The organism is Rhodococcus shunpengi (assembly GCF_048381395.1).
Classification (GTDB): Bacteria; Actinomycetota; Actinomycetes; order Mycobacteriales; family Mycobacteriaceae; genus Rhodococcus.
This window is the reverse complement of the sequence record NZ_JBLWIU010000034.1, coordinates 259,807-278,214: the sequence shown is the minus strand read 5'-3', so window position 1 is coordinate 278,214 and position 18,408 is coordinate 259,807. Positions and strand designations below refer to the sequence as shown.

The 18,408-nt window shown below is 68.6% G+C and carries 18 protein-coding genes; 6 read left to right on the top strand and 12 right to left on the bottom strand.

The genetic code is table 11. From position 1 onward, the window contains the following. The 7 genes from ACNJ7K_RS21530 to ACNJ7K_RS21500 all read right to left on the bottom strand — a co-directional run bounded on the left by ACNJ7K_RS21530 (position 1) and on the right by ACNJ7K_RS21500 (position 6,590). Entirely contained in the window at positions 1 to 492 is a 492-nt protein-coding gene (locus tag ACNJ7K_RS21530) for a hypothetical protein (RefSeq protein WP_487042161.1), read from the bottom strand. A 7-nt stretch (positions 493 to 499) separates the two neighbouring features. Further along, positions 500 to 1,138, bottom strand: a complete 639-nt coding sequence (locus ACNJ7K_RS21525; protein ID WP_268655576.1) for a hypothetical protein — start codon at positions 1,136 to 1,138, stop codon at positions 500 to 502. Next, positions 1,135 to 1,752, bottom strand: a complete 618-nt coding sequence (locus ACNJ7K_RS21520) for a hypothetical protein (protein ID WP_268655575.1) — start codon at positions 1,750 to 1,752, stop codon at positions 1,135 to 1,137. Before ACNJ7K_RS21520 ends, ACNJ7K_RS21525 begins: the two co-directional genes overlap by 4 nt. After that, complete coding sequence (locus ACNJ7K_RS21515) at positions 1,749 to 2,504, bottom strand: ABC transporter ATP-binding protein (RefSeq protein ID WP_487042160.1); 756 nt, start codon at positions 2,502 to 2,504, stop codon at positions 1,749 to 1,751. Before ACNJ7K_RS21515 ends, ACNJ7K_RS21520 begins: the two co-directional genes overlap by 4 nt. Next, the gene (locus ACNJ7K_RS21510) at positions 2,497 to 3,591 is read right to left on the bottom strand and encodes a FecCD family ABC transporter permease (protein WP_229580099.1); all 1,095 of its coding nucleotides are present in this window, start codon (positions 3,589 to 3,591) and stop codon (positions 2,497 to 2,499) included. Before ACNJ7K_RS21510 ends, ACNJ7K_RS21515 begins: the two co-directional genes overlap by 8 nt. Continuing rightward, the gene (locus ACNJ7K_RS21505) at positions 3,572 to 4,714 is read right to left on the bottom strand and encodes an ABC transporter substrate-binding protein (RefSeq protein WP_455408896.1); all 1,143 of its coding nucleotides are present in this window, start codon (positions 4,712 to 4,714) and stop codon (positions 3,572 to 3,574) included. The genes ACNJ7K_RS21510 and ACNJ7K_RS21505 overlap by 20 nt, the downstream gene beginning before the upstream one ends. A gap of 142 nt (positions 4,715 to 4,856) precedes the next feature. Then, positions 4,857 to 6,590 (bottom strand): proline--tRNA ligase, encoded by a 1,734-nt coding sequence (locus tag ACNJ7K_RS21500; protein WP_455408897.1) that lies wholly within the window; start codon positions 6,588 to 6,590, stop codon positions 4,857 to 4,859. 103 nt (positions 6,591 to 6,693) lie between these two features. Here ACNJ7K_RS21500 and yaaA point away from each other — a divergent pair, with 103 nt between their 5' ends. Further along, complete coding sequence (gene yaaA / locus ACNJ7K_RS21495) at positions 6,694 to 7,437, top strand: peroxide stress protein YaaA (RefSeq protein WP_455408898.1); 744 nt, start codon at positions 6,694 to 6,696, stop codon at positions 7,435 to 7,437. Here yaaA and ACNJ7K_RS21490 read toward each other — a convergent pair. The 4 genes from ACNJ7K_RS21490 to mqo all read right to left on the bottom strand — a co-directional run bounded on the left by ACNJ7K_RS21490 (position 7,430) and on the right by mqo (position 12,948). Further along, on the bottom strand, positions 7,430 to 8,512 hold the full coding sequence (locus ACNJ7K_RS21490; protein ID WP_455408899.1) for an FUSC family protein: 1,083 nt from the start codon (positions 8,510 to 8,512) through the stop codon (positions 7,430 to 7,432). The two genes, yaaA and ACNJ7K_RS21490, sit on opposite strands and share 8 nt — an antisense overlap. A 69-nt stretch (positions 8,513 to 8,581) precedes the next feature. Next, complete coding sequence (locus ACNJ7K_RS21485; RefSeq protein WP_455408910.1) at positions 8,582 to 10,003, bottom strand: MFS transporter; 1,422 nt, start codon at positions 10,001 to 10,003, stop codon at positions 8,582 to 8,584. Between the two features lie 59 nt (positions 10,004 to 10,062). Continuing rightward, a complete protein-coding gene (cobA, locus tag ACNJ7K_RS21480; RefSeq protein ID WP_487042159.1) occupies positions 10,063 to 11,325 on the bottom strand; it encodes a uroporphyrinogen-III C-methyltransferase in 1,263 nt (420 codons plus the stop codon). A gap of 96 nt (positions 11,326 to 11,421) precedes the next feature. Beyond that, entirely contained in the window at positions 11,422 to 12,948 is a 1,527-nt protein-coding gene (mqo, locus tag ACNJ7K_RS21475; protein WP_487042158.1) for a malate dehydrogenase (quinone), read from the bottom strand. Positions 12,949 to 13,135: 187 nt separating this feature from the next. On the opposite strand from mqo, the gene ACNJ7K_RS21470 reads away from it, so the two are divergent. Beyond that, positions 13,136 to 14,197: an alpha/beta hydrolase gene (locus tag ACNJ7K_RS21470; protein ID WP_060650975.1), complete on the top strand. Its 1,062-nt coding sequence runs from the start codon at positions 13,136 to 13,138 to the stop codon at positions 14,195 to 14,197. Next, a complete protein-coding gene (gene mtr / locus ACNJ7K_RS21465) occupies positions 14,194 to 15,567 on the top strand; it encodes a mycothione reductase (protein WP_487042157.1) in 1,374 nt (457 codons plus the stop codon). The genes ACNJ7K_RS21470 and mtr overlap by 4 nt, the downstream gene beginning before the upstream one ends. Positions 15,568 to 15,690: 123 nt before the next feature. On the opposite strand, the gene ACNJ7K_RS21460 is transcribed toward mtr, so the two are convergent. After that, positions 15,691 to 16,257, bottom strand: coding sequence for an alpha/beta fold hydrolase (locus ACNJ7K_RS21460; RefSeq protein WP_024100650.1), 567 nt, complete (start codon positions 16,255 to 16,257; stop codon positions 15,691 to 15,693). A gap of 121 nt (positions 16,258 to 16,378) precedes the next feature. Here ACNJ7K_RS21460 and ACNJ7K_RS21455 point away from each other — a divergent pair, with 121 nt between their 5' ends. The 3 genes from ACNJ7K_RS21455 to ACNJ7K_RS21445 are packed head-to-tail and all read left to right on the top strand — an operon-like array spanning position 16,379 to position 18,371. Continuing rightward, positions 16,379 to 16,738: a GntR family transcriptional regulator gene (locus ACNJ7K_RS21455; protein WP_026060947.1), complete on the top strand. Its 360-nt coding sequence runs from the start codon at positions 16,379 to 16,381 to the stop codon at positions 16,736 to 16,738. After that, positions 16,735 to 17,640 (top strand): ABC transporter ATP-binding protein, encoded by a 906-nt coding sequence (locus ACNJ7K_RS21450; protein WP_120282276.1) that lies wholly within the window; start codon positions 16,735 to 16,737, stop codon positions 17,638 to 17,640. Before ACNJ7K_RS21455 ends, ACNJ7K_RS21450 begins: the two co-directional genes overlap by 4 nt. Continuing rightward, positions 17,637 to 18,371 carry a hypothetical protein gene (locus ACNJ7K_RS21445; RefSeq protein WP_277371479.1) on the top strand — a complete coding sequence of 245 codons (735 nt, stop codon included), beginning with the start codon at positions 17,637 to 17,639 and terminating at the stop codon, positions 18,369 to 18,371. Before ACNJ7K_RS21450 ends, ACNJ7K_RS21445 begins: the two co-directional genes overlap by 4 nt. The last annotated feature ends 37 nt before the right edge of the window (positions 18,372 to 18,408 follow it).

Sequence of the window (18,408 nt, the reverse complement as noted above, 5' to 3'; positions counted from 1 at the left end):
TCACTCCACCACTTCGTAAGCGGCGCCCACCTCGCGGGCGAGCAGGCGATCGGTCATCTCCTGCTTCAACACGGTGAGCCGCGCGTTCTCCGCGTCGGTGCGGCCGGGCTCGGCGCCGAGCGCGATGAACTCGTCGGTGACGAGTCCGTCGTCGCGGATCTGCAGCGTCACGCTGCGCTCGCGCCAGGTGAACTGCCAGACGTAGCGGGCGAGGGTGGCTCCGCGTTCGGTCGCGGCCAGTTCCGGGTCGACGACATAACGCCCGTCGGTGACGGCACGCAGCACCATCTCCACCGCGTCGCGTCCGCCGGGACCGGGGAAAGCGGTGCGCACCCGAACTTCCCGCCGCTCGACGTCGCCGAGGATCGAGAAGGCGTGCCGCATCACCGTGAAACCGTGAGCCACTCCCCCGGGAAACTCGGGACCGTGATATTTCATCAGGTCGGCGAAGGTGAATTCGATCGGGTGACCCGACTCGTAGACGGTGAGCACGCGTGTCCTATCCTCTCGTGGCCCAGTGCAGAGCCGAGTACAGCAATTGGGTGGCACCGGGCATGAAGCCCGAACCGTGGTGGTAGACCGGATCCATCGTGGTCACCAGCAGGCGGCCGCGATGGTTGGTCTCGTCGACGAACAGGATCGAACCGTCCCGTTCCCCGTCGGGGGTGTGCAGATCCGCCAGACTCACTGCGCCGGGCGGGGGCTCGAGCACCCCGTGGTAGTGCCAGATCACCGAGCGGTCGGAGAAGAATCCCCAGGCCGGATGATCCGGTGCCTGCAGCCGCACCCGGTGGTCCTCACCGGTACGCCACCACCAGAAGATGGTCGGCCGCGGCTGTTCGGGCACTCCCAGCCAGTCCTGGACGTGGTTCTCGCCGAAGACGACGACCGTTACGCCTCGTTCCAGGGCATCCTTCACCTCCGCTGCCCATCCGGACAGCAGGTCCGGCCGCAGCCGGTCGGCGACGACCACGACATCGGAGCCTGCGATGTCCTCGGGTACGCCGGTACGGACGTGCACCGCGCGCATCCGGTAGGGCGCGAGGGCGGGGTCGGCCAGTGTCGCCAGGTGACTGTGGCTGCCGCCGTGCAGGAAGGCGACCGCCGGCGCCGGATTCGTTCGGGTCGCTCGGCTCATCGGCCCTCCAGCCAGTCGCGGATCTGCGTACGAAGATGCGCGGTGCCCCTGTGCTCGCCAGCGAACTGCAGCAGGTCGTTGCCACCGTGCACGAGCACCCGTCCTTGTCCGAGCCGGTACTCGTAGTCGATCGGCGCGCGGGTACGTCCGAGGGTGTGCACCACCTGTGCGCCGTCGGGCATGTCGAGATAGCATCCCCGGCCGTAGAAACCGGCCACGCCGATACGTTCGAGTTCCTCGAAGGGCACCGGATCCCGGCGACCGCTGTTGTACAGCAAGGCCTTCGGATCGATCCCGGCCCAGACCGGATGCTCGTTCACCCGGCGCAGGGCGAGATCCGAGGGGTTGCGGAATTCGAGCTTGCGCCACCGTGTGAGGCCGGTGAGGAAGATCCGCTGGACGTGACCGTTGATCAGAACTCTGCCGCCTCGCGCGACGAACGCGTCGAGCACATCGCGGTTGTCGAACAGATACTCCTGATCGACGTCGCCGGTGAAGTAGATACCGGTGACCTCGGGCCCGCACACGGACGGCAGGTCGTAGACGTCGATCTCACGAAAGCCGTCGACCAGCGCACCGTCGCGCGGCGCCATCACCGCTTTCAGGACGCTCATGCGATCCCCCGTCCGAAGTCCGGAACCGTCAGCCGGCGCAGCGCACTGGGTGTCGCGACGTCGGCGGTGACGATCGGCACGCCGTACATCTCACTGAGCAACTCGTCGCCGAGCAGCTCCCGGGTGGCACCGACCCGTTGATCCTCTGCGGAGACCATGAGCATCGAACGCTCGGCGATGTGCAGGGCGTGATCGGGATGATGGGTCGTCATGACCACGGCCATCCCGTCGTCGGCCAGGCCGCGCAGAACCGTGAGCACACGTGCCTGGTTCCGCAGGTCGAGGGCGGAAGCCGGCTCGTCGAGCACGATCGTGTCGCAGCCGGACACCAGGGCCCGGGCGATGAGGACGAGCTGCCGTTCGCCCCCGCTCAGACCGCCGTAATCGCGAGTGGCCAGATGCAGGATGCCGACGCGACCGAGTGCGTCCAGAGCGGCGTCACGGTCGGCATTCGTGGGGCTGCTGTAGATGCGCACCTTGCGGGCGCGTCCCATGAGCACGATGTCGAGCACGGTGAACGAGAACGCCACCGCATGACTCTGCGGCACGTATCCGATGGTGCCCGAGGACGTGACGGTCCCGGTGACCGGTGTGAGCAGGCCGGACAGACACTTGAGCATCGTCGTCTTGCCGCGCGCGTTCGGCCCGAGCACAGCGAGAACCTCACCGGCACTCGCGGTGACCGTGACGTCCTCGAAGATCCACGGCCCCTTGGCCGAGTACCGAAACGAGATGGATTTCGCGTCAAGCATCGCTACCCCACAGTCGGGTTCGGTTGCGGATCAGCAGGGCGACGAAGAACGGCGCACCGATGATCGCGGTGAGGATGCCGATCGGGATCTCGGCCGTACTGAGCACGCGCGACAGGGTGTCGATGGCGGTGAGATAGGCGGCGCCGAGCAGCGCGCTGACGGGCAGCACCATCCGGTTGTCGGTGCCGATCATCATGCGCACCAGGTGCGGCACGACCAGGCCCACCCATCCGATGACACCCGAGACCGCCACCGCAGCGGCGGTGATCATCGCGACGCAGCCGAGCAGCAGCAGCCGCAGGCGTTGCGGGCGCAGGCCGAGCGCAACGGCGTCCTCGTCCCCCATCGACAGGATGTTCAAACGCCAGCGCAGCGCGAGTACCACGAGGGCGGGCAGGAGGATCGGCACCGCGGCGATCGCGAGTTTCCCGTAACTGGCAGTGGCAAGAGATCCCATGAGCCAGAAGACGATCGACGGCAGTTCACTGTAGGGATCGGCGATATAGGTGATGAACGAGACCATCGCCTGGAACATCGCGCCCACGACGGTCCCGCCGAGGATGATCATGAGCAGTGGTGCCCCCGGGACGGCCCGCGCGATCGTGAGGACCAGCAGCAGGGCGATCACCCCGCCGATGAAAGCGCCTCCGACGAGGGCGACTCCGCCGAGCCCCACGAGCAGCACCAGCACGCCTCCGAAGGAGGCACCGGAGGACACTCCCAGGATCTGTGCGCTCGCGAGGGGATTGCGGAAGACCCCCTGCATCACGGCGCCGGTGAGCGCCAGTCCGGCGCCGATCAGGATGGACAGCAGCACGCGAGGCAGGCGGACGTCGAGGACGACCGTGCTCTCCTGCTGCGTCCACGTCTCGCGGAGGGGAAGGATCTGGCCGGCGAGCAGGCGGACGATCTCGTTCGGCGGGACGAAGTAGCGTCCCACCGCCAGCGCGACGAGAGCGACCACCACGACCAGTGCGGTGAAACCCGCGATGATCAGGGGGTTACGGCCCCACCTCGCCTGCCGCGGCGTCGAGACCGACGCCGGGGAGGTCGAGCGGGCCGTCGCGTCAACGGGCGAACTGGTCATAGCTCGCGGCGTCCCGGTTCAGATCGAAGCGCAGCACCTGGTCGATCTCGTCCTCGGAGATCTCGTAGGCGAACAGGTCGTCGAAGGCGGCGCGGATGTCGTCGCGGAACTCACCGGTCTGCTCCTGCGGGTAGAGGATGCGGAACATCCACTCCCACATCAGGGGCGACTCGGCACTCGGGACCTGCCAGCGGTAACCGCCGAGCGGGGTCTTGTAGACGCGGCCGTTCTGCACCGCGCTCACACCGGCGAGGCGCGGGTCGGCGTAGATGTCGGCCGGGGTGCTCTGGTCGAAACCGCTGAGCATGATGACCTCGGGGTTCCAGGCGAGGATCTGCTCGGGGCTGACCTGGCCGGAATCCGAGACGAATCCTTCGGTGACGAGATCGGCCCCGACGAGATCGAACTGGAAACCGTCGTATCCGGTGGCGCTCGTCGTGCTGTAGGCGTCGCCGTTGCGCGAAAGGATCATCGCGCGCGGTCGCAGGGCGTCCTGTTCGGCGACCTTCTCGCGCATCTCTTCGATCTCGGCGCGCTGCCAGGCGACGAGTTCCTCACCGCGCTCGGGCTTACCTGCGATCTGCGCGAACAGGGTGATCCACGTCTCCAGGTCCTCCTGCGTGCCGTACTCGAGTCCGACCACGGGGAAACCGGCGGACTCGATGGGCTCGACGACGTCGGGACCACGATCGCCCCACTGCACGACGACATCGGGGTCGAGTTCGAGCAGCGTCTCGATATTGGGCACGAAGTCGCTTCCGGCCACGGTGGTCGACTCGGCCGACGCCGGGAACATGGTGGCGAACATGCCGCCCTGGTTCGCGACGAGGGTGGACTGGTTGATGCCGACGATGCGGTCGTAGCTCCGGTCGACCGCCGCGAAGATCGAGGGGGCGGGCATGACGGTGAAGGCCACCTTCTCGGCCGGACCGTCGAGTGTGATCGTCTCGCCTCGCTGGTCGACGATCGTGACGGCGTCACCGGTGGTCGATGCGTCGGCCTCCTGGGTGTCGCGGCTCGAGCATCCGGCCGTGAAGGCGAGGGCACCGATGAGTCCCGCCGCGACCCACCGGGACGACGACGCCACGCCCCGCCGCTTCTCCCGCCGCACCGTCGATCTCATTTCCACCATCCGTTTCTGTCGTGACAGACCACAAGAACGGAATGAGGTTAGCATTACCTATCCGACGTCGATATTGCCGCCTTCGCGCAGATACAGCGGTGCCCCCGCACAGCGAGTGCGAGGGCACCGGCAGACAAGGGGGTCAGCGCGAGACGATGCGCTGGACGACCTCACCGATCGGCAGTTCGTCGGCCTCGCCGGAGAAACGGTCGCGGACCTCGACCTTGCCGTCGGCGAAGCCGCGGCCGACCACGACGACGAGCGGCATGCCGAGCAGCTCGGAGTCCTTGAACTTCACGCCGGGCGACGCCTTGCGGTCGTCGAGGAGCACCTCGAGGCCGGCGTTCGAGAGTTCCTCGGCGAGGTTCTCGGCGCCTTCGCGGGCCTGCTCGTCCTTGTTGGCGATCACCAGGTGCACGTCGAACGGCGCGATCTCCGACGGCCAGCGCAGGCCCTTCTCGTCGTGCTGCTGTTCGGCGACCACCGCGACGAGACGCGACACGCCGACGCCGTAGGAGCCCATCGTGGGGCGGACGGGCTTGCCGTTCTCGCCGAGGACGTCCACCGCGAAGGCATCGGTGTACTTGCGGCCGAGCTGGAAGACGTGACCGATCTCGATGCCGCGGGCGGAGACGAGCGGGCCGGCTCCGTCGGGCGACGGATCGCCGTCGCGCACCTCGGCGGCCTCGATCGTCCCGTCCGGGGTGAAGTCGCGACCGGCGACCAGCCCGAAGACGTGCTTGCCCTGCTCGTCGGCACCGGTGATCCAGCTGGTGCCGTCGACCACGCGGGGGTCGACGAGATAGCGGACACCGTTGGCGAGCAGCGCCTTCGGGCCGATGTAGCCCTTGACGAGGAAGGGATTGGCCTCGAAGTCGGCGTCGGTGAGCAATTCCACCTCGGCGGGTTCGAGCGAGGCCTCGAGGCGCTTGTCGTCGACCTCGCGGTCGCCGGGGATGCCGATGCCGAGCAGTTCCCAGTCGCCACCGGGCTGCCGGACCTTGACCATGACGTTCTTGAGCGTCTCGGCCGCGGTGACCTCACGACCGAGGACCTCCGACGCCGAAGCGACGAGCGAGGCGATCGTCGGGGTGTCGGGGGTGTCGTGCACGACCGCCTCGGGCTGTCCGTCGATCGGCAGCGGTTCCGGCGCGAGGGTCTTCACCGCTTCGACGTTCGCCGCGTAGCCGGACTCGAGGCACCGCACGTAGGTGTCCTCGCCCGCGGGCGAGTCGGCCAGGAACTCCTCGGAGGCGCTGCCGCCCATCGCGCCGGAGGTGGCCGAGACGATCACGTACTTCACACCGAGGCGCGCGAAGATGCGCTCGTAGGCGTCGCGATGCGCCTTGTACGACTGGGACAGGCCCTCGTCGGTGAGGTCGAAGCTGTAGGAGTCCTTCATGACGAACTCGCGACCGCGGAGGATGCCGGCGCGGGGGCGCTCCTCGTCGCGGTACTTCGTCTGGATCTGGTAGAGCGTGACCGGGAAGTCCTTGTACGAGTTGTACTCACCCTTCACGGTGAGCGCGAAGAGCTCCTCGTGCGTGGGGCCGAGGAGGTAGTCGCCGCCCTTGCGGTCCTTCAACCGGAACAGGCTGTCGCCGTACTCCGTCCACCGGTTGGTGGCCTCGTAGGGCTCGCGCGGCAGCAGCGCGGGCAGAGCGATCTCCTGCGCACCGATGGAGTTCATCTCCTCGCGCACGACCCGCTCGATCTGTCGCAGCACCCGCAGACCCAGAGGCAGCCACGAGTACACACCCGGCGCGATACGTCGCACGTATCCGGCTCGGACCAGCAACTTGTGGCTCGCGACCTCGGCGTCGGCCGGGTCGTCTCGGAGGGTGCGGAGGAACAGGTGCGACATGCGGGTGATCACGACCCTGCAGCCTACCGTGGCCACCTCGGGCAGTGACGTCGGCGCCCGGCACCTCGGGCAGTGACGTCGGCGCCCGGTGGCGGGGTCGGTACGGTTACCGGTTGTGCTGGTGCTTCTCCCTCCATCCGAAACCAAGTCCGACGGCGGCGACGGCGGGCCGCTCGATCTCGCCGACCTGTCGATGCCGCAGTTGACGGAGACGCGGGAGATGCTCGTGCAGGCCCTCGTCGACCTCGCCGCCGACCCCGAGGAGTCGAGCCGCGCACTCGGACTGGGCACGAAGGGCACCGACGAGATCGAACGCAATGCGAAGCTGTGGGTCTCCCCCACCCGCCCGGCGCTCGAGCGGTACACCGGGGTGCTGTACGACGCGCTCGACGCGGGAGCGTTCACGAAGGCGCAACGGGACAAGGCCTATCGGCGCCTGGGCATCGGGTCGGCGCTGTTCGGCGCGGTCCGGGCTGCGGATCCGATTCCCGCCTACCGTCTCTCGGGAGGGTCGAAACTGCCCGGCTTCGGCACGTTGAAGTCCGTGTGGCGGAACGAGCTCACCGACGCGCTGATGGCCGAGGCCGGCGGCGACCTCGTGGTCGATCTCCGCTCCGGTGTCTACCAGCAGCTCGGTCCCGTGCCGGGTGCGGTGACCGCGACCGTGCTCACCGAGCAGCCCGATGGCACTCGCAAGGTCGTCAGCCACTTCAACAAACACCACAAGGGCCTGCTGGCCCGCGCGCTGGTCCTCACCCGCGCGGAGCCGAGCGATATCGGAGCGCTCGCCCGCGTGGCGTCGAAGGCGGGACTGAGGGTCGAGGTGGAGTCGCCGACCGAGCTGGTCGTGCTCACCTGACCTCGAGTCCCATCGCCGCGACGATCCGGCGGGCCGTGTGCAGGACGGCGCCGAGTCGCGCGGTCAGGACCAGGTCGTCCGATTCGGTGGCGAACCGCTCGAGTTCGGTGAGATTGCTGCGGCACGCCCCGTCGGGGTCGACTTCCCGGCCCGCCCCCACGGCATCGACCATCTCGGCGAGGGCGTCGAGCATCGCTGCGATCCCCGTCCGCAGGCGGTCGCGGTCGGCTTCGGCGATGTCGTCGCCGAGGACTGGGTCCAGAGCGTGCGCGAGTTCTTCGACGGCGCTGGACACCGACGAGAGGTCGTCGAGGGTCCGGTCCCAGCGGCGTGCCCATTCCCCGGCCCGTGCAGCGGCGGGGCGTGGGTTCATCCGGACACTCTCGTGTGCCCACCGTGATTCGTCGAAGGCACGCTGCACGAGGCTGTCGATGCCCCGCGCGCGCTGCACCCAGTCCCGTACCCCCGACGATCCCTCACGGCACCCGGACGCCATGTCCCGCAGCAGGTCGCGCAGCTCACCGGTGAGTTCGCGGGCCTCCTTGCCCGCCGAGTACACCGGCGGGAAGACCAGCGCCGTCACAGCGACGCCGATCGCGGCGCCGATCATCGTCTCCGCGAGTCGTTCACCGAGCAGGATCGGGCTGTCCGAGGCGCCCGTCGCGATCACCAGCAGCGCGGTGATCGCCACCCAGATGCCACTGGCCCCGAACCGCCGCCAGCGACCCGCGAAGTAGCCGACCGCCACGGCGATTCCGATCGCAGCGGTCGTCGACTCCACGAGCCGGGTCACCACGACCGCGACCAGCAGACCCGCAATCACTGCCCCGACCTGCACCACCGCCTGCTGGAGCGAGCGCACGAGTGTCGCCTCGACGAGGAAGACCGCGACGTAGGGCGCGAGGAAGGCCTGCTGGAAGTGGAAGACCTCGGTCACGACGAGCCACGCGACCACCGCGGCGAGCGTGGACCGGAACGCTTGGAGGGCGACGTACCGTTCGTGTCCGGCCTCGCGCACCGCGCGGACGATCCACGATCCGACGAATCTACCCCGTTCGAGAACACCGACCTGCATGAGTGTCGGGTACCCGGGGGTCCTGCGTGGCAGGCGTGAGCACACTCATCCGCCACAGCGGTCGAGCGGTCAGGAGGTCTGCGCGGCCTTCTCGGCCTCCTGTGCCTGCGCGACCTCTTCGGGCGTGAAGCGGATGAACAGCGCCGCGACGCCGGCGATCACCGCGCACACGGCGCATCCGACGAGCGCGAACATGTATCCCTCGCCCTGGGCGACGAGCTGGGCGTCGGTCATATCGGCGACGGTTCCGGAGACACCACCGAGCGACATCGTCCGCGAGGTGGCCATCGCCCCGATCACACCGAGGCCGACCGGACCTCCGAGAGTCTGGGCGACCTGCGCGATCGCCGAGAGCGGTCCGATCTCGTGCGGTCCCACCCCGGAGATCGCGCACAGCGGCAGCGGGACCACGGCCAGACCGACCCCGAACCCGACGACGAGCACCAGCACGAACAGGGTCGGGAAGTAGCGGACGTTGCCGTCCATGGTCGAGCCGTAGAGCAGGCTGACGGTCATGATCGCCGAGCCGGTGACCACGAGCCAGCGCGGTTCGATGCGCGCGACCATCTTCGACGACACTGCGGCGGCACCGCCGAGGCCGAAGGCGAACGGCACGAAGGCCAGACCCGCGGCGAGCGGGCTGTAGCCGAGGATGTCCTGCACGAACAGGGCGACGAAGGCCGCGAGGCTGAACATCACGGCGCCCGCGAAGAAGATCGCCACGAAGGTCGCGACGCGGTCCTTGTTGCGGAACAGCACGAACGGCAGCAGCGGGTTCTCGGCCCGCCGCTCGACGAGCAGGAACACTCCGAGCAGCACGAAGCCGACGACGATCGCGCCGATCACCGAGGGGCTCGACCAACCGACTTCGGGACCCTCGGTGAGACCGAAGACCAGGCCGGTGCATCCGAGCGTCGCGAGGATCGCGCCGGGCACGTCGAGCGCGAGCCGTTCGGAGGCGGTCTCGCGCAGCGCGATCGCGGCGAGCACGACGATGAGGACGCCGATGGGGACGTTGATGAGGAAGATCCAGCGCCACGACACCTGGGTGAGCGCACCACCGAGGATCAGTCCGGCGATGGACCCGACACCGGTCATGGCCGCGAAGACCGCGATGGCGCGGTTGCGTGCCGGACCTGCGGCGAAGGTCGTCGCGACGAGCGCGAGGGCGGTCGGGGACGCGACCGCGGCGCCGACGCCCTGCAGGGCGCGGGCGCCGATGAGCATCGCCTCGCCGGTCGCCAGACCGCACAGCAGGGACGCCAGGGTGAACAGGCCCACCCCGCCCATGAACATGCGTTTGCGCCCGTAGCTGTCGCCGAGACGACCGCCGAGGAGCATCAACCCGCCGAAAGCGAGAGCGTACGAGGTGAGGACCCAGTTGCGACCCGCATCCGACAGTCCCAGATCGCTCTGCAGCGGCGCGAGCGCGAGGTTCGCGACCGTTCCGTCGAGCACGACCATCAACTGGAGGCCGCTGAGGACCAGCATGGCCAGAGCGACCGCGCGGGTGGCCGACGGATGCGAGGTGGCTGACACGTGATCCAACGTTACCCACCGTCCGAGTCGGAGCCGCTCCGCGGATCGAGTCCGAATCCGGCCACCGGCCCGATCACGACGATCGCGGGCGGGCGCACCGCCTCGTCCCGGACACGCTGAGCGACGGTCGACAGGTCGGCACGCACCACACGCTGACTGCTCAGCGTGCCCTCCTGCACGACGACCACGGGGGTGTCGGTGGGACGTCCGCCGGCGATCAGGGCGTCGGCGAACTGCTCGATGCGTTCGACGGCCATGAGCAGGACCAGGGTGCCGCGCAGCTTGGCGAGCGCGTCCCAGTCGGTGAGCGAGTCGGGATGTCCGGGCGCGACGTGGCCGCTCACCACGACGAATTCGTGGGTGACCCCGCGGTGGGTGACGGGAATCCCGGCCGCGGACGGCACGGAGATCGCGCTGGTGATACCGGGGACGACGGTCACCGGGATGCCGGCCGCGGTGCAGGCCTCGAGTTCCTCGTAGCCGCGTCCGAAGACGTACGGGTCGCCGCCCTTGAGCCGGACGACGAACTTGCCGGCCTTCGCGCGGTCGATGAGGGTCTCGTTGATGACCTGCTGGGCCATGGCCCGTCCGTACGGGAGCTTCGCCGCGTCGATCACCTCGACGTGCGAGTCGAGTTCCGCGAGGAGCTCCTGCGGGGCGAGATGGTCGGCGACGACCACGTCGGCGCGAGCGAGGAGGCGGCGACCGCGCACAGTGATCAGATCGGGATCGCCCGGTCCGCCGCCGACGAGGGCGACGCCGACCGGCTTCGGTGCGGTCTCCGCGAACTCGGTGACGGCCGCTCCGGCAAGAGCGTCGCGGATCGAGGTGCGCACAGCGGCGGACCGGCGGTGGTCGCCACCGGCGAGGACGCCGACGGTCAGGCCCTCGTAGCGGGCCGTGGCGGGGGTGACGGCGCTGCCGTGACGGGCGTTGTCGGCGCGGACGCAGAAGATCCTGTTGCGTTCGGCTTCGGCGACGACCGCGGCGTTGGTCTCGGGTTCGTCGGTGCAGGCCATGGCGTACCACGCGCCGTCGAGGTCGCCGTCGCGGTATTCGCGCACGTCGAGGGAGATGCGGCCCTTCGTCGCCATGCTCTCGACCACGGGGGTCGCGGCCCGGGCGACGACGTGGACGTCGGCACCGGACGCGACGAGCAGACCGAGACGCCGCTGCGCGACGCTGCCTCCTCCGACGATCACGACGCGGCGTCCACGGAGATCGAGTCCGACCAGGTAACTGGTCTCGTCCTCAGCGGCAGCGGACACGGGCATCTCCCCATCTCTCGTGTCGAGGCGAATCCGATCGGACCCACCTTCAGGACACCTGTGGCCCGGGCATCGCGCCGGGCCACAGGTGCAGTGATCGGATCAGACCGCGGCGGCCTCTGCGGGCGCCTCGGCCACGGTGTCGGAGACGACGTCGAGCTGCAGCGACTTCGTGCTGTGGTCCCAGACCTGGCGGAACAGGTCGGGGTTGTCGGACAGCTTCAGGCCGAGCGACGGGACCATCTCGCGGAGCTTGGACTGCCAGCCCGCCCACTGCTGCGGGAAGCAGCGCTCGAGGACGTCGAGCATGGCCGGAACGGCCGTCGAGGCACCCGGCGACGCACCGAGCAGACCGGCGATCGAACCGTCGCCCGCGTTGACCACGGCGGTACCGAACTCGAGGACACCGCCCGCACCCTTGCGGCGGATGACCTGCACGCGCTGACCGGCGACGATGAGCTCCCAGTCCTCGAGGCGCGCCTCGGGCACGAACTCGGCGAGGGTGCCGATACGGTCGGCGGGCGACTGCATGAGTTCACCGACGAGGTACTTGACCAGGCCGAGCTCGGTGACGCCGACGCCGAGCATCGACATCAGGTTGCCGGGCTTGACGGACTTGGGCAGGTCCATGATGCCGCCCTGCTTGAGGAACTTGGGCGACCAGCCGGCGTAGGGACCGAAGAGCAGACCCTGCTTGCCGCCGATGACGCGGGTGTCGAGATGCGGCACCGACATCGGAGGGGCGCCGACCGCGGCCTTGCCGTAGACCTTGGCGCTGTGCTGCGCGATGACCTCGGGGTTGGTGCAGCGCAGGAAGGCACCGGAGACGGGGAAGCCACCGAAGCCCTTGATCTCCTTGATGCCCGACTTCTGCAGCAGGTGCAGCGCGCCACCGCCGGCGCCGACGAAGACGAACTTCGCCTGGACCTTGCGCGACTCGCCGGTGCGGCGGTTGCGGACCTTCACGATCCAGCTGCCGTCGGACTGCTTGGACACGTCGGTGACCTCGTGGCCGAAGAAGACGGTGCCGCCGGAGGCCGCGACGTGGTTGATGAGCTGCTTGGTGAGGGCGCCGAAGTCGACGTCGGTGCCGGTCTGCGTCCAGTTCAGGGCGACCGGGTCGGAGAAGTCGCGACCCTTGCCCATGAGCGGCAGGCGCTCGGTGAAGACCTCGGGGCTCTCGGTGTACTCCATGCCCTCGAAGAGGGGATGTCCGGCGAGGGCGTCGTAGCGGGCACGCAGGTACTTCACGTTCTCGGCACCGTGCACGAAGCTGACGTGCGGGACCGGGTTGATGAAGTTCTTCGGGTCGGACACGATGCCGTTGTCGACGGCGTACGCCCAGAACTGGCGCGAGACCTGGAACTGCTCGTTGACGTTGACGGCCTTCGCGATGTCGACCGAACCGTCCGGCTTCCCGGGGGTGTAGTTGAGCTCACACAGCGCGGAGTGGCCCGTACCGGCGTTGTTCCAGGGGTCGCTGCTCTCGGCGGCCGCGGCGTCGAGGCGCTCGAACGCGGTGATCGACCAGTCGGGCTGCACCTGACGCAACAACGCACCGAGGGTTGCGCTCATGATGCCCGCGCCCACGAGCACTACGTCGGTCTTCGCTACTACGTTCTCTGACACTGGGAAATCGACTTCCTTGTCTGGTTCGCACGCGCCGCCGAAGTACGGAGGTACCGTCTCGCGTGGGTGTCCCGTCAACGCGGCGCGCGAATGCGACAGACAGGTTACCCGCGCGTGGTCCGGCGTTTCATTTCACCTCATTGTGTACCCATGAGCGGTGGTCGGCGAACACACCTAGGGTGTGATAGTGACTACTTGGCGTCCTGACGTCCTCGGAGACGGCTACGAGCAGCTCGAACTGCCGCTGGGCACCGACCCCGACGGCGAAGGCGAGATCTCGGCGACCCTGGTGCGCTACCAGCCGCCGTCCACCGATCTCCCCGATCGCGCGGTGCTCTACGTCCACGGCTTCACCGACTACTTCTTCCAGCAGCACCTCGCCGAGCACTTCGCGGCGCGCGGCTACCGCTTCTTCGCACTGGACCTGCGCAAGTGCGGCCGCTCGCGGGCACCCGGGCACACTCCTCACTTCGTCACCGATCTCTCCCACTACGACGCCGAGCTCGACGAGGCGCTGCGCGTGGTGCGCGAGGAGGTCGGTGGCGGTGTGCTGCTCGCGGCCCACTCGACGGGCGGGCTCGTCCTGCCGTTGTGGCTCGACCGGCTCCGTCGCCGGCCCGGTGGGGTTGCCGCGGCGGGCATCGTGGGTCTCGTCCTGAACAGCCCGTGGTTCGACCTGCAGGGACCGTCCTACCTGCGCAATGTCGGCACGGCGGCCATCGACGTCGTCGGCCGCCTCCGGCCCCGCGCGCTCATCCCGCTGCCGAAGACCGAGGCCTACGGCCGCAGCCTGCAGAGCGACGGTTGGCGCTACGACCTCGACTGGAAGCCGTTGACCGGCTTCCCCATCCGGTTCGGCTGGTTGCGTGCCGTGCGGCGCGGCCAGGCCGTCCTGCACCGCGGGCTCGACATCGGGGTGCCGTCGCTGATCCTGCGGTCCGGTGCCTCCCGCTCCGCTCCGCGGTACGACGCGAGCGTCGACACCGTCGACGCGGTCCTCGACGTCCGCCAGATAGCCCGATGGGCGGGATGCCTCGGCAACCGCACGACGATCGTGCCGATCGACGGTGCCCGTCACGACGTGTTCCTGTCCACACCCGGTCCCCTGGCGGAGGCCTTCCGGGAATTGGACCTGTGGCTGGAATGGTTGGACGGAGCGGACGAGGCGGACACCTCCGGTTCCCGAACCGAGGCCGACGACTCCGCCACCGTTTCCGTACTGCACCGACCCATGGGAGAGCACGCGTGACCCACTACGACCTCGCGATCATCGGCACAGGATCGGGGAATTCGATCCTCGACGAGCGGTACGACGGGAAGCGCGTCGCTCTCCTCGAAGAAGGCACCTTCGGGGGCACCTGCCTCAACGTGGGCTGCATCCCCACGAAGATGTACGTCTACGCTGCCGAGGTCGCCCACACGGTCCGCACCGCGGCGAAGTACGGCGTCGACGCGTCGATCGACGGCGTGCGGTGGAACGACATCGTCGACCGGGTCTTCGGTCGCATCGATCCCATCGCTGCGGGCGGGGAGCGCTACCGCCGCGAGGACTGCGCGAACGTCACCGTCTACGACGGTCACGCGCGGTTCGTCGGCGAGCGCCGCATCGACACCGGAACCGGTGAGGTGATCACTGCGGATCAGGTGGTCGTCGCGGCCGGTTCGCGGCCCGCGATCCCGCAGGAGGTACTCGATTCCGGTGTGAGATATCACACGAGCGACGACGTCATGCGGCTGCCGAAACTGCCCGAGTCCCTCGTGATCCTCGGGACGGGCTTCATCGCGATGGAGTTCGCCCACGTCTTCTCGGCGCTCGGCACGCGGGTGTCGGTGATCGCGCGGACCGACCGTCTGCTGCGGCACCTCGACGCCGACGTCTCCGAGCGGTTCACGGCACTCGCCGCGGCCAAGTGGGACGTCCACCTCGCCGATCCGGCCCGGGCGTTCCGTCCGGTCGGCGACGGCGTGGAGGTCGAACTCGCCGACGGCACCGTCGTGAGCGGCGACGCCCTGCTCGTCGCGACGGGTCGGCAGCCCAACGGGGACCTGCTCGACGCCGCGGCGGCCGGCATCGAACTCGATGCGAAGGGCCGGATCGTGGTCGACGAGTTCCAGCGCACGTCCGCTGCGGGTGTGTTCGCCCTCGGCGACGTGTCGTCGCCCTACCAGCTCAAGCACGTGGCCAACCACGAGGCGCGGGTCGTCCAGCACAACCTGCTGCACGACGCGTGGAGCGACGACACCACGGGTCTGCAGCGGACGGACCACCGCTACGTCCCCTCCGCGGTGTTCACCGATCCGCAGATCGCGTCGGTCGGTCTCACCGAGGCCGAGGCCCGGGAGGCGGGATACGACATCTCGGTCAAGATCCAGGACTACGGGAATGTCGCCTACGGCTGGGCCATGGAGGACACCGAGGGCTTCTGCAAGCTGATCGCCGACCGGTCGACGGGTCTGCTGCTCGGCGCCCACATCATCGGGGCGCAGGCGTCGACGGTCATCCAGCCGCTCATCCAGGCGATGTCGTTCGGTCTGCCCGCGCGGGAGATGGCGACCGGCCAGTACTGGATCCACCCTGCGTTGCCCGAGCTCGTCGAGAACGCCCTCCTGGGTCTCTGAACTTCGGGGTCTCTGAACTTCGGGGTCTCTGAACTTCGGGGTCTCCGAACTTCGGGGTCTCTGAGCACTTCCATCAGCGCCGTGTGGCCTGCTGCCCTCCCCGGGCCGCAGGCCACACCCGTCTCACCAGCTTCCGGTGCGCAGCGCGATCGCGGACGCGAAGTCGGTGGGCGCCTCGGCGGGCACGTTGGCGACACCGGCGAGTTCGACCACCCGGAACTCTCCCGTCACGTAGCGCATCGATGCGTCCGCTTCGGGTCGACGCGACGCATCGCCCACGACGATCGTGGTGGGCACCTCCGCGGGCGGCGCCGATGCGTCGCGCACCGTGCCGTCACGATCCGCGACCGCGGGATGGCCGCGGTCGGCGACCACCAGGCTCGCGAAGCGTCCGAAGCGCCCTGCGGCGACGGCCCATGCCAGTTCGGCTCCCGCGCCGCTGCCCGCCAGATGAACCCAGGGCAGGGCGAGGGCGTCCAGTAGGGCGAACACGTCGGCGGGCGCGAGTCCGTCGATCTTCTCGACCACGATCGTCCGCAGGTCGGACGTGTGCAGCCGCTCGCACACGACGTCGTACACACCCGCGTCCTCCCCCGCGTCGGGGAAGAGCAGCACCGTGTAACGACTTTCGGGGCCGCCGATCCGAACCTGCACGTCCCCACCGGGCGTGGTCACCGTCCTCGATTCCATGGGCAAACGCTACATGGCCGCAGTCCATGCTCCGTCTCTTGCCGTATCGACGACGAGGTCCTATGGTTCATTACATGAGTAATGAACCGATGCACCCGCCTGCGGGCCCCGGGGCGTCGTGCTGAACGACGAGGGCAAGCCCCTCTTCCAACAGATCGCCGAGCTCATCGAGAACTCGATCGTCGACGGCAGCCTCGCGGAGGAATCGCAGGTTCCCTCGACGAACGAGCTCGCAGCCTTCCACCGCATCAACCCGGCCACGGCCGCGAAAGGCCTCAACGCCCTGGTCGCCGACGGGATCCTCTACAAGAAACGAGGAATCGGCATGTTCGTCACCACCGGTGCCCGCGACAAACTGATCGCCCGCCGACGGGATCGGTTCGCCCAGCAGTACGTCGTCCCGCTCGTCCTCGAGGCCGAGAAACTCGGAATCGGCATCGACGAGCTCAAGTCCATGCTCGACACACGGGAGCACGTATGACCATCACTCCGCCCGTCGTCCGCGCACGTCACCTCGGCATGCGGTTCGGGGACGTCGCCGCCCTCACCGACGCCGACTTCACACTCCACCGGAACACGATCTACGGCCTGCTCGGCCGCAACGGCGCCGGCAAGACCACCCTCATGCAGCTGCTCGCGGGCCACATGCGTCCCACGACCGGCAGCGTCGAGGTGTTCGACGCCGATCCGTACGAGAACACCGCGGTGCTCCAGCAGTTGTGCTTCGTCGCCGACACCCAGCGCTATCCCGACGACATGCGCGTCGGGCACGTGCTCGCCTCGGCGGAACTTCTTCTGCCGCTGTGGGATCGGGAGTACGCACAGCGGCTGGCCGACAGGTTCGCGCTGCCCTGCGGACGCAAGGTCAAGAAACTCTCCCGCGGCATGAGTTCCGCACTGGGCATCGTGGTGGGTCTCGCGTCGCGCGCACCGGTGACGGTCTTCGACGAACCGTATCTCGGTCTCGACGCCGTGGCCCGGCAGATGTTCTACGACGAACTGCTGCTCGACTACGCGGAGCGGCCGCGCACGATCGTGTTGTCGACCCATCTGATCGACGAGGCCGCCGACCTGCTCGAACACATCCTCGTGCTCGACCGCGGACATCTCGTCGTCGACGAGGACACCGACACGCTGCGCACCCGCGCCGCACAGGCGACCGGCCCGGCGGACGAGGTGGCGCGGATCGTCGGCGACAGCACCGTCCTGCACACGGAGAGCCTCGGCGGTGTCGCCCGCACGGCCTTCCTCCGCAACGACGCGGACGAACTCCCCCATGCCTCCGGACGTGTGGACGTGCAACCGATCTCGCTCCAGGACCTCGTGGTCCACCTCCACCGGACACCCGAGACCGTCACCACGAACGAGGAGGCATCGCTGTGACCACCGCGATCCCGTTGCCCGCCCCGGTCACCACCGGGTCGGCGCGTGTCCTGTCCGTCGCCCGCCTGCAACTCGTCTCGTGGCCGCTGTTCGTCGCGTGGCCCGTCGGACTGCTGATCACCTCGGCCCTCATCCCATGGGTGATCTTCTCCCTCGTCGACACGGGTGCGGAGTACAACGTCACCGGCAGCATACTGTCGGTCTACGGCTTCATCGTCGCCTTCTACATCCTGGCGATGACCCAGATGTTCTCGTTCGCACTGCGTCTCGGTTCCACGCGATCGCACTACATGCAGTCGATGGTGGCGATCGCGGTGGCCCAGTCGGCGGTGTTCGCGATCGCCTTCCAGCTCCTCTCGGTGCTCGAAGCCGCGACCGGGGGCTGGGGAGTGGACATGCGGATGTTCGGAATCCTGCGTTTCGTCACCGACAGTTCCGTGGTGCAGTTCCTGGGCTTCTTCGCCACGATGCTCCTGATCGTCGCGCTGTCGATGCTCACCGGGGCGATCCAGCACCGTTGGCGCGCAACGGGTCTGCTCACGGCTGCCGCGTCCGTCGTCGTGATCGGTGGTCTCGCCGCGATCCTCGTCACGTGGACCCGGTCGTGGTCGTCGCTGTGGTCGTGGATCGTCGACACGTCGCCGACGACGACCCTGGTGGTCCTTCCTCTGCTGGTCGCTGCGGTGTGCGTGGGTGCGACCTGGCAGGTCGTCCGCAACGCGGCACCCTAGGCCGGCCGCCTTCCGGAACAGGTTCGGCCCCGACCCT

What these genes read in the sequence shown, in the direction of transcription:
- ACNJ7K_RS21525 (WP_268655576.1), bottom strand. Translation starts at nt 1,138, where the DNA reads ATGAGCCGAGCGACCCGAACGAATCCGGCGCCGGCGGTCGCCTTCCTG.
- ACNJ7K_RS21520 (WP_268655575.1), bottom strand. Translation starts at nt 1,752, where the DNA reads ATGAGCGTCCTGAAAGCGGTGATGGCGCCGCGCGACGGTGCGCTGGTC.
- ACNJ7K_RS21515 (WP_487042160.1), bottom strand. Translation starts at nt 2,504, where the DNA reads ATGCTTGACGCGAAATCCATCTCGTTTCGGTACTCGGCCAAGGGGCCG.
- ACNJ7K_RS21510 (WP_229580099.1), bottom strand. Translation starts at nt 3,591, where the DNA reads ATGACCAGTTCGCCCGTTGACGCGACGGCCCGCTCGACCTCCCCGGCG.
- ACNJ7K_RS21505 (WP_455408896.1), bottom strand. Translation starts at nt 4,714, where the DNA reads ATGAGATCGACGGTGCGGCGGGAGAAGCGGCGGGGCGTGGCGTCGTCG.
- ACNJ7K_RS21490 (WP_455408899.1), bottom strand. Translation starts at nt 8,512, where the DNA reads ATGCAGGTCGGTGTTCTCGAACGGGGTAGATTCGTCGGATCGTGGATC.
- ACNJ7K_RS21485 (WP_455408910.1), bottom strand. Translation starts at nt 10,003, where the DNA reads ATGCTGGTCCTCAGCGGCCTCCAGTTGATGGTCGTGCTCGACGGAACG.
- cobA (WP_487042159.1), bottom strand. Translation starts at nt 11,325, where the DNA reads ATGCCCGTGTCCGCTGCCGCTGAGGACGAGACCAGTTACCTGGTCGGA.
- ACNJ7K_RS21460 (WP_024100650.1), bottom strand. Translation starts at nt 16,257, where the DNA reads ATGGAATCGAGGACGGTGACCACGCCCGGTGGGGACGTGCAGGTTCGG.
- ACNJ7K_RS21450 (WP_120282276.1), top strand. Translation starts at nt 16,735, where the DNA reads ATGACCATCACTCCGCCCGTCGTCCGCGCACGTCACCTCGGCATGCGG.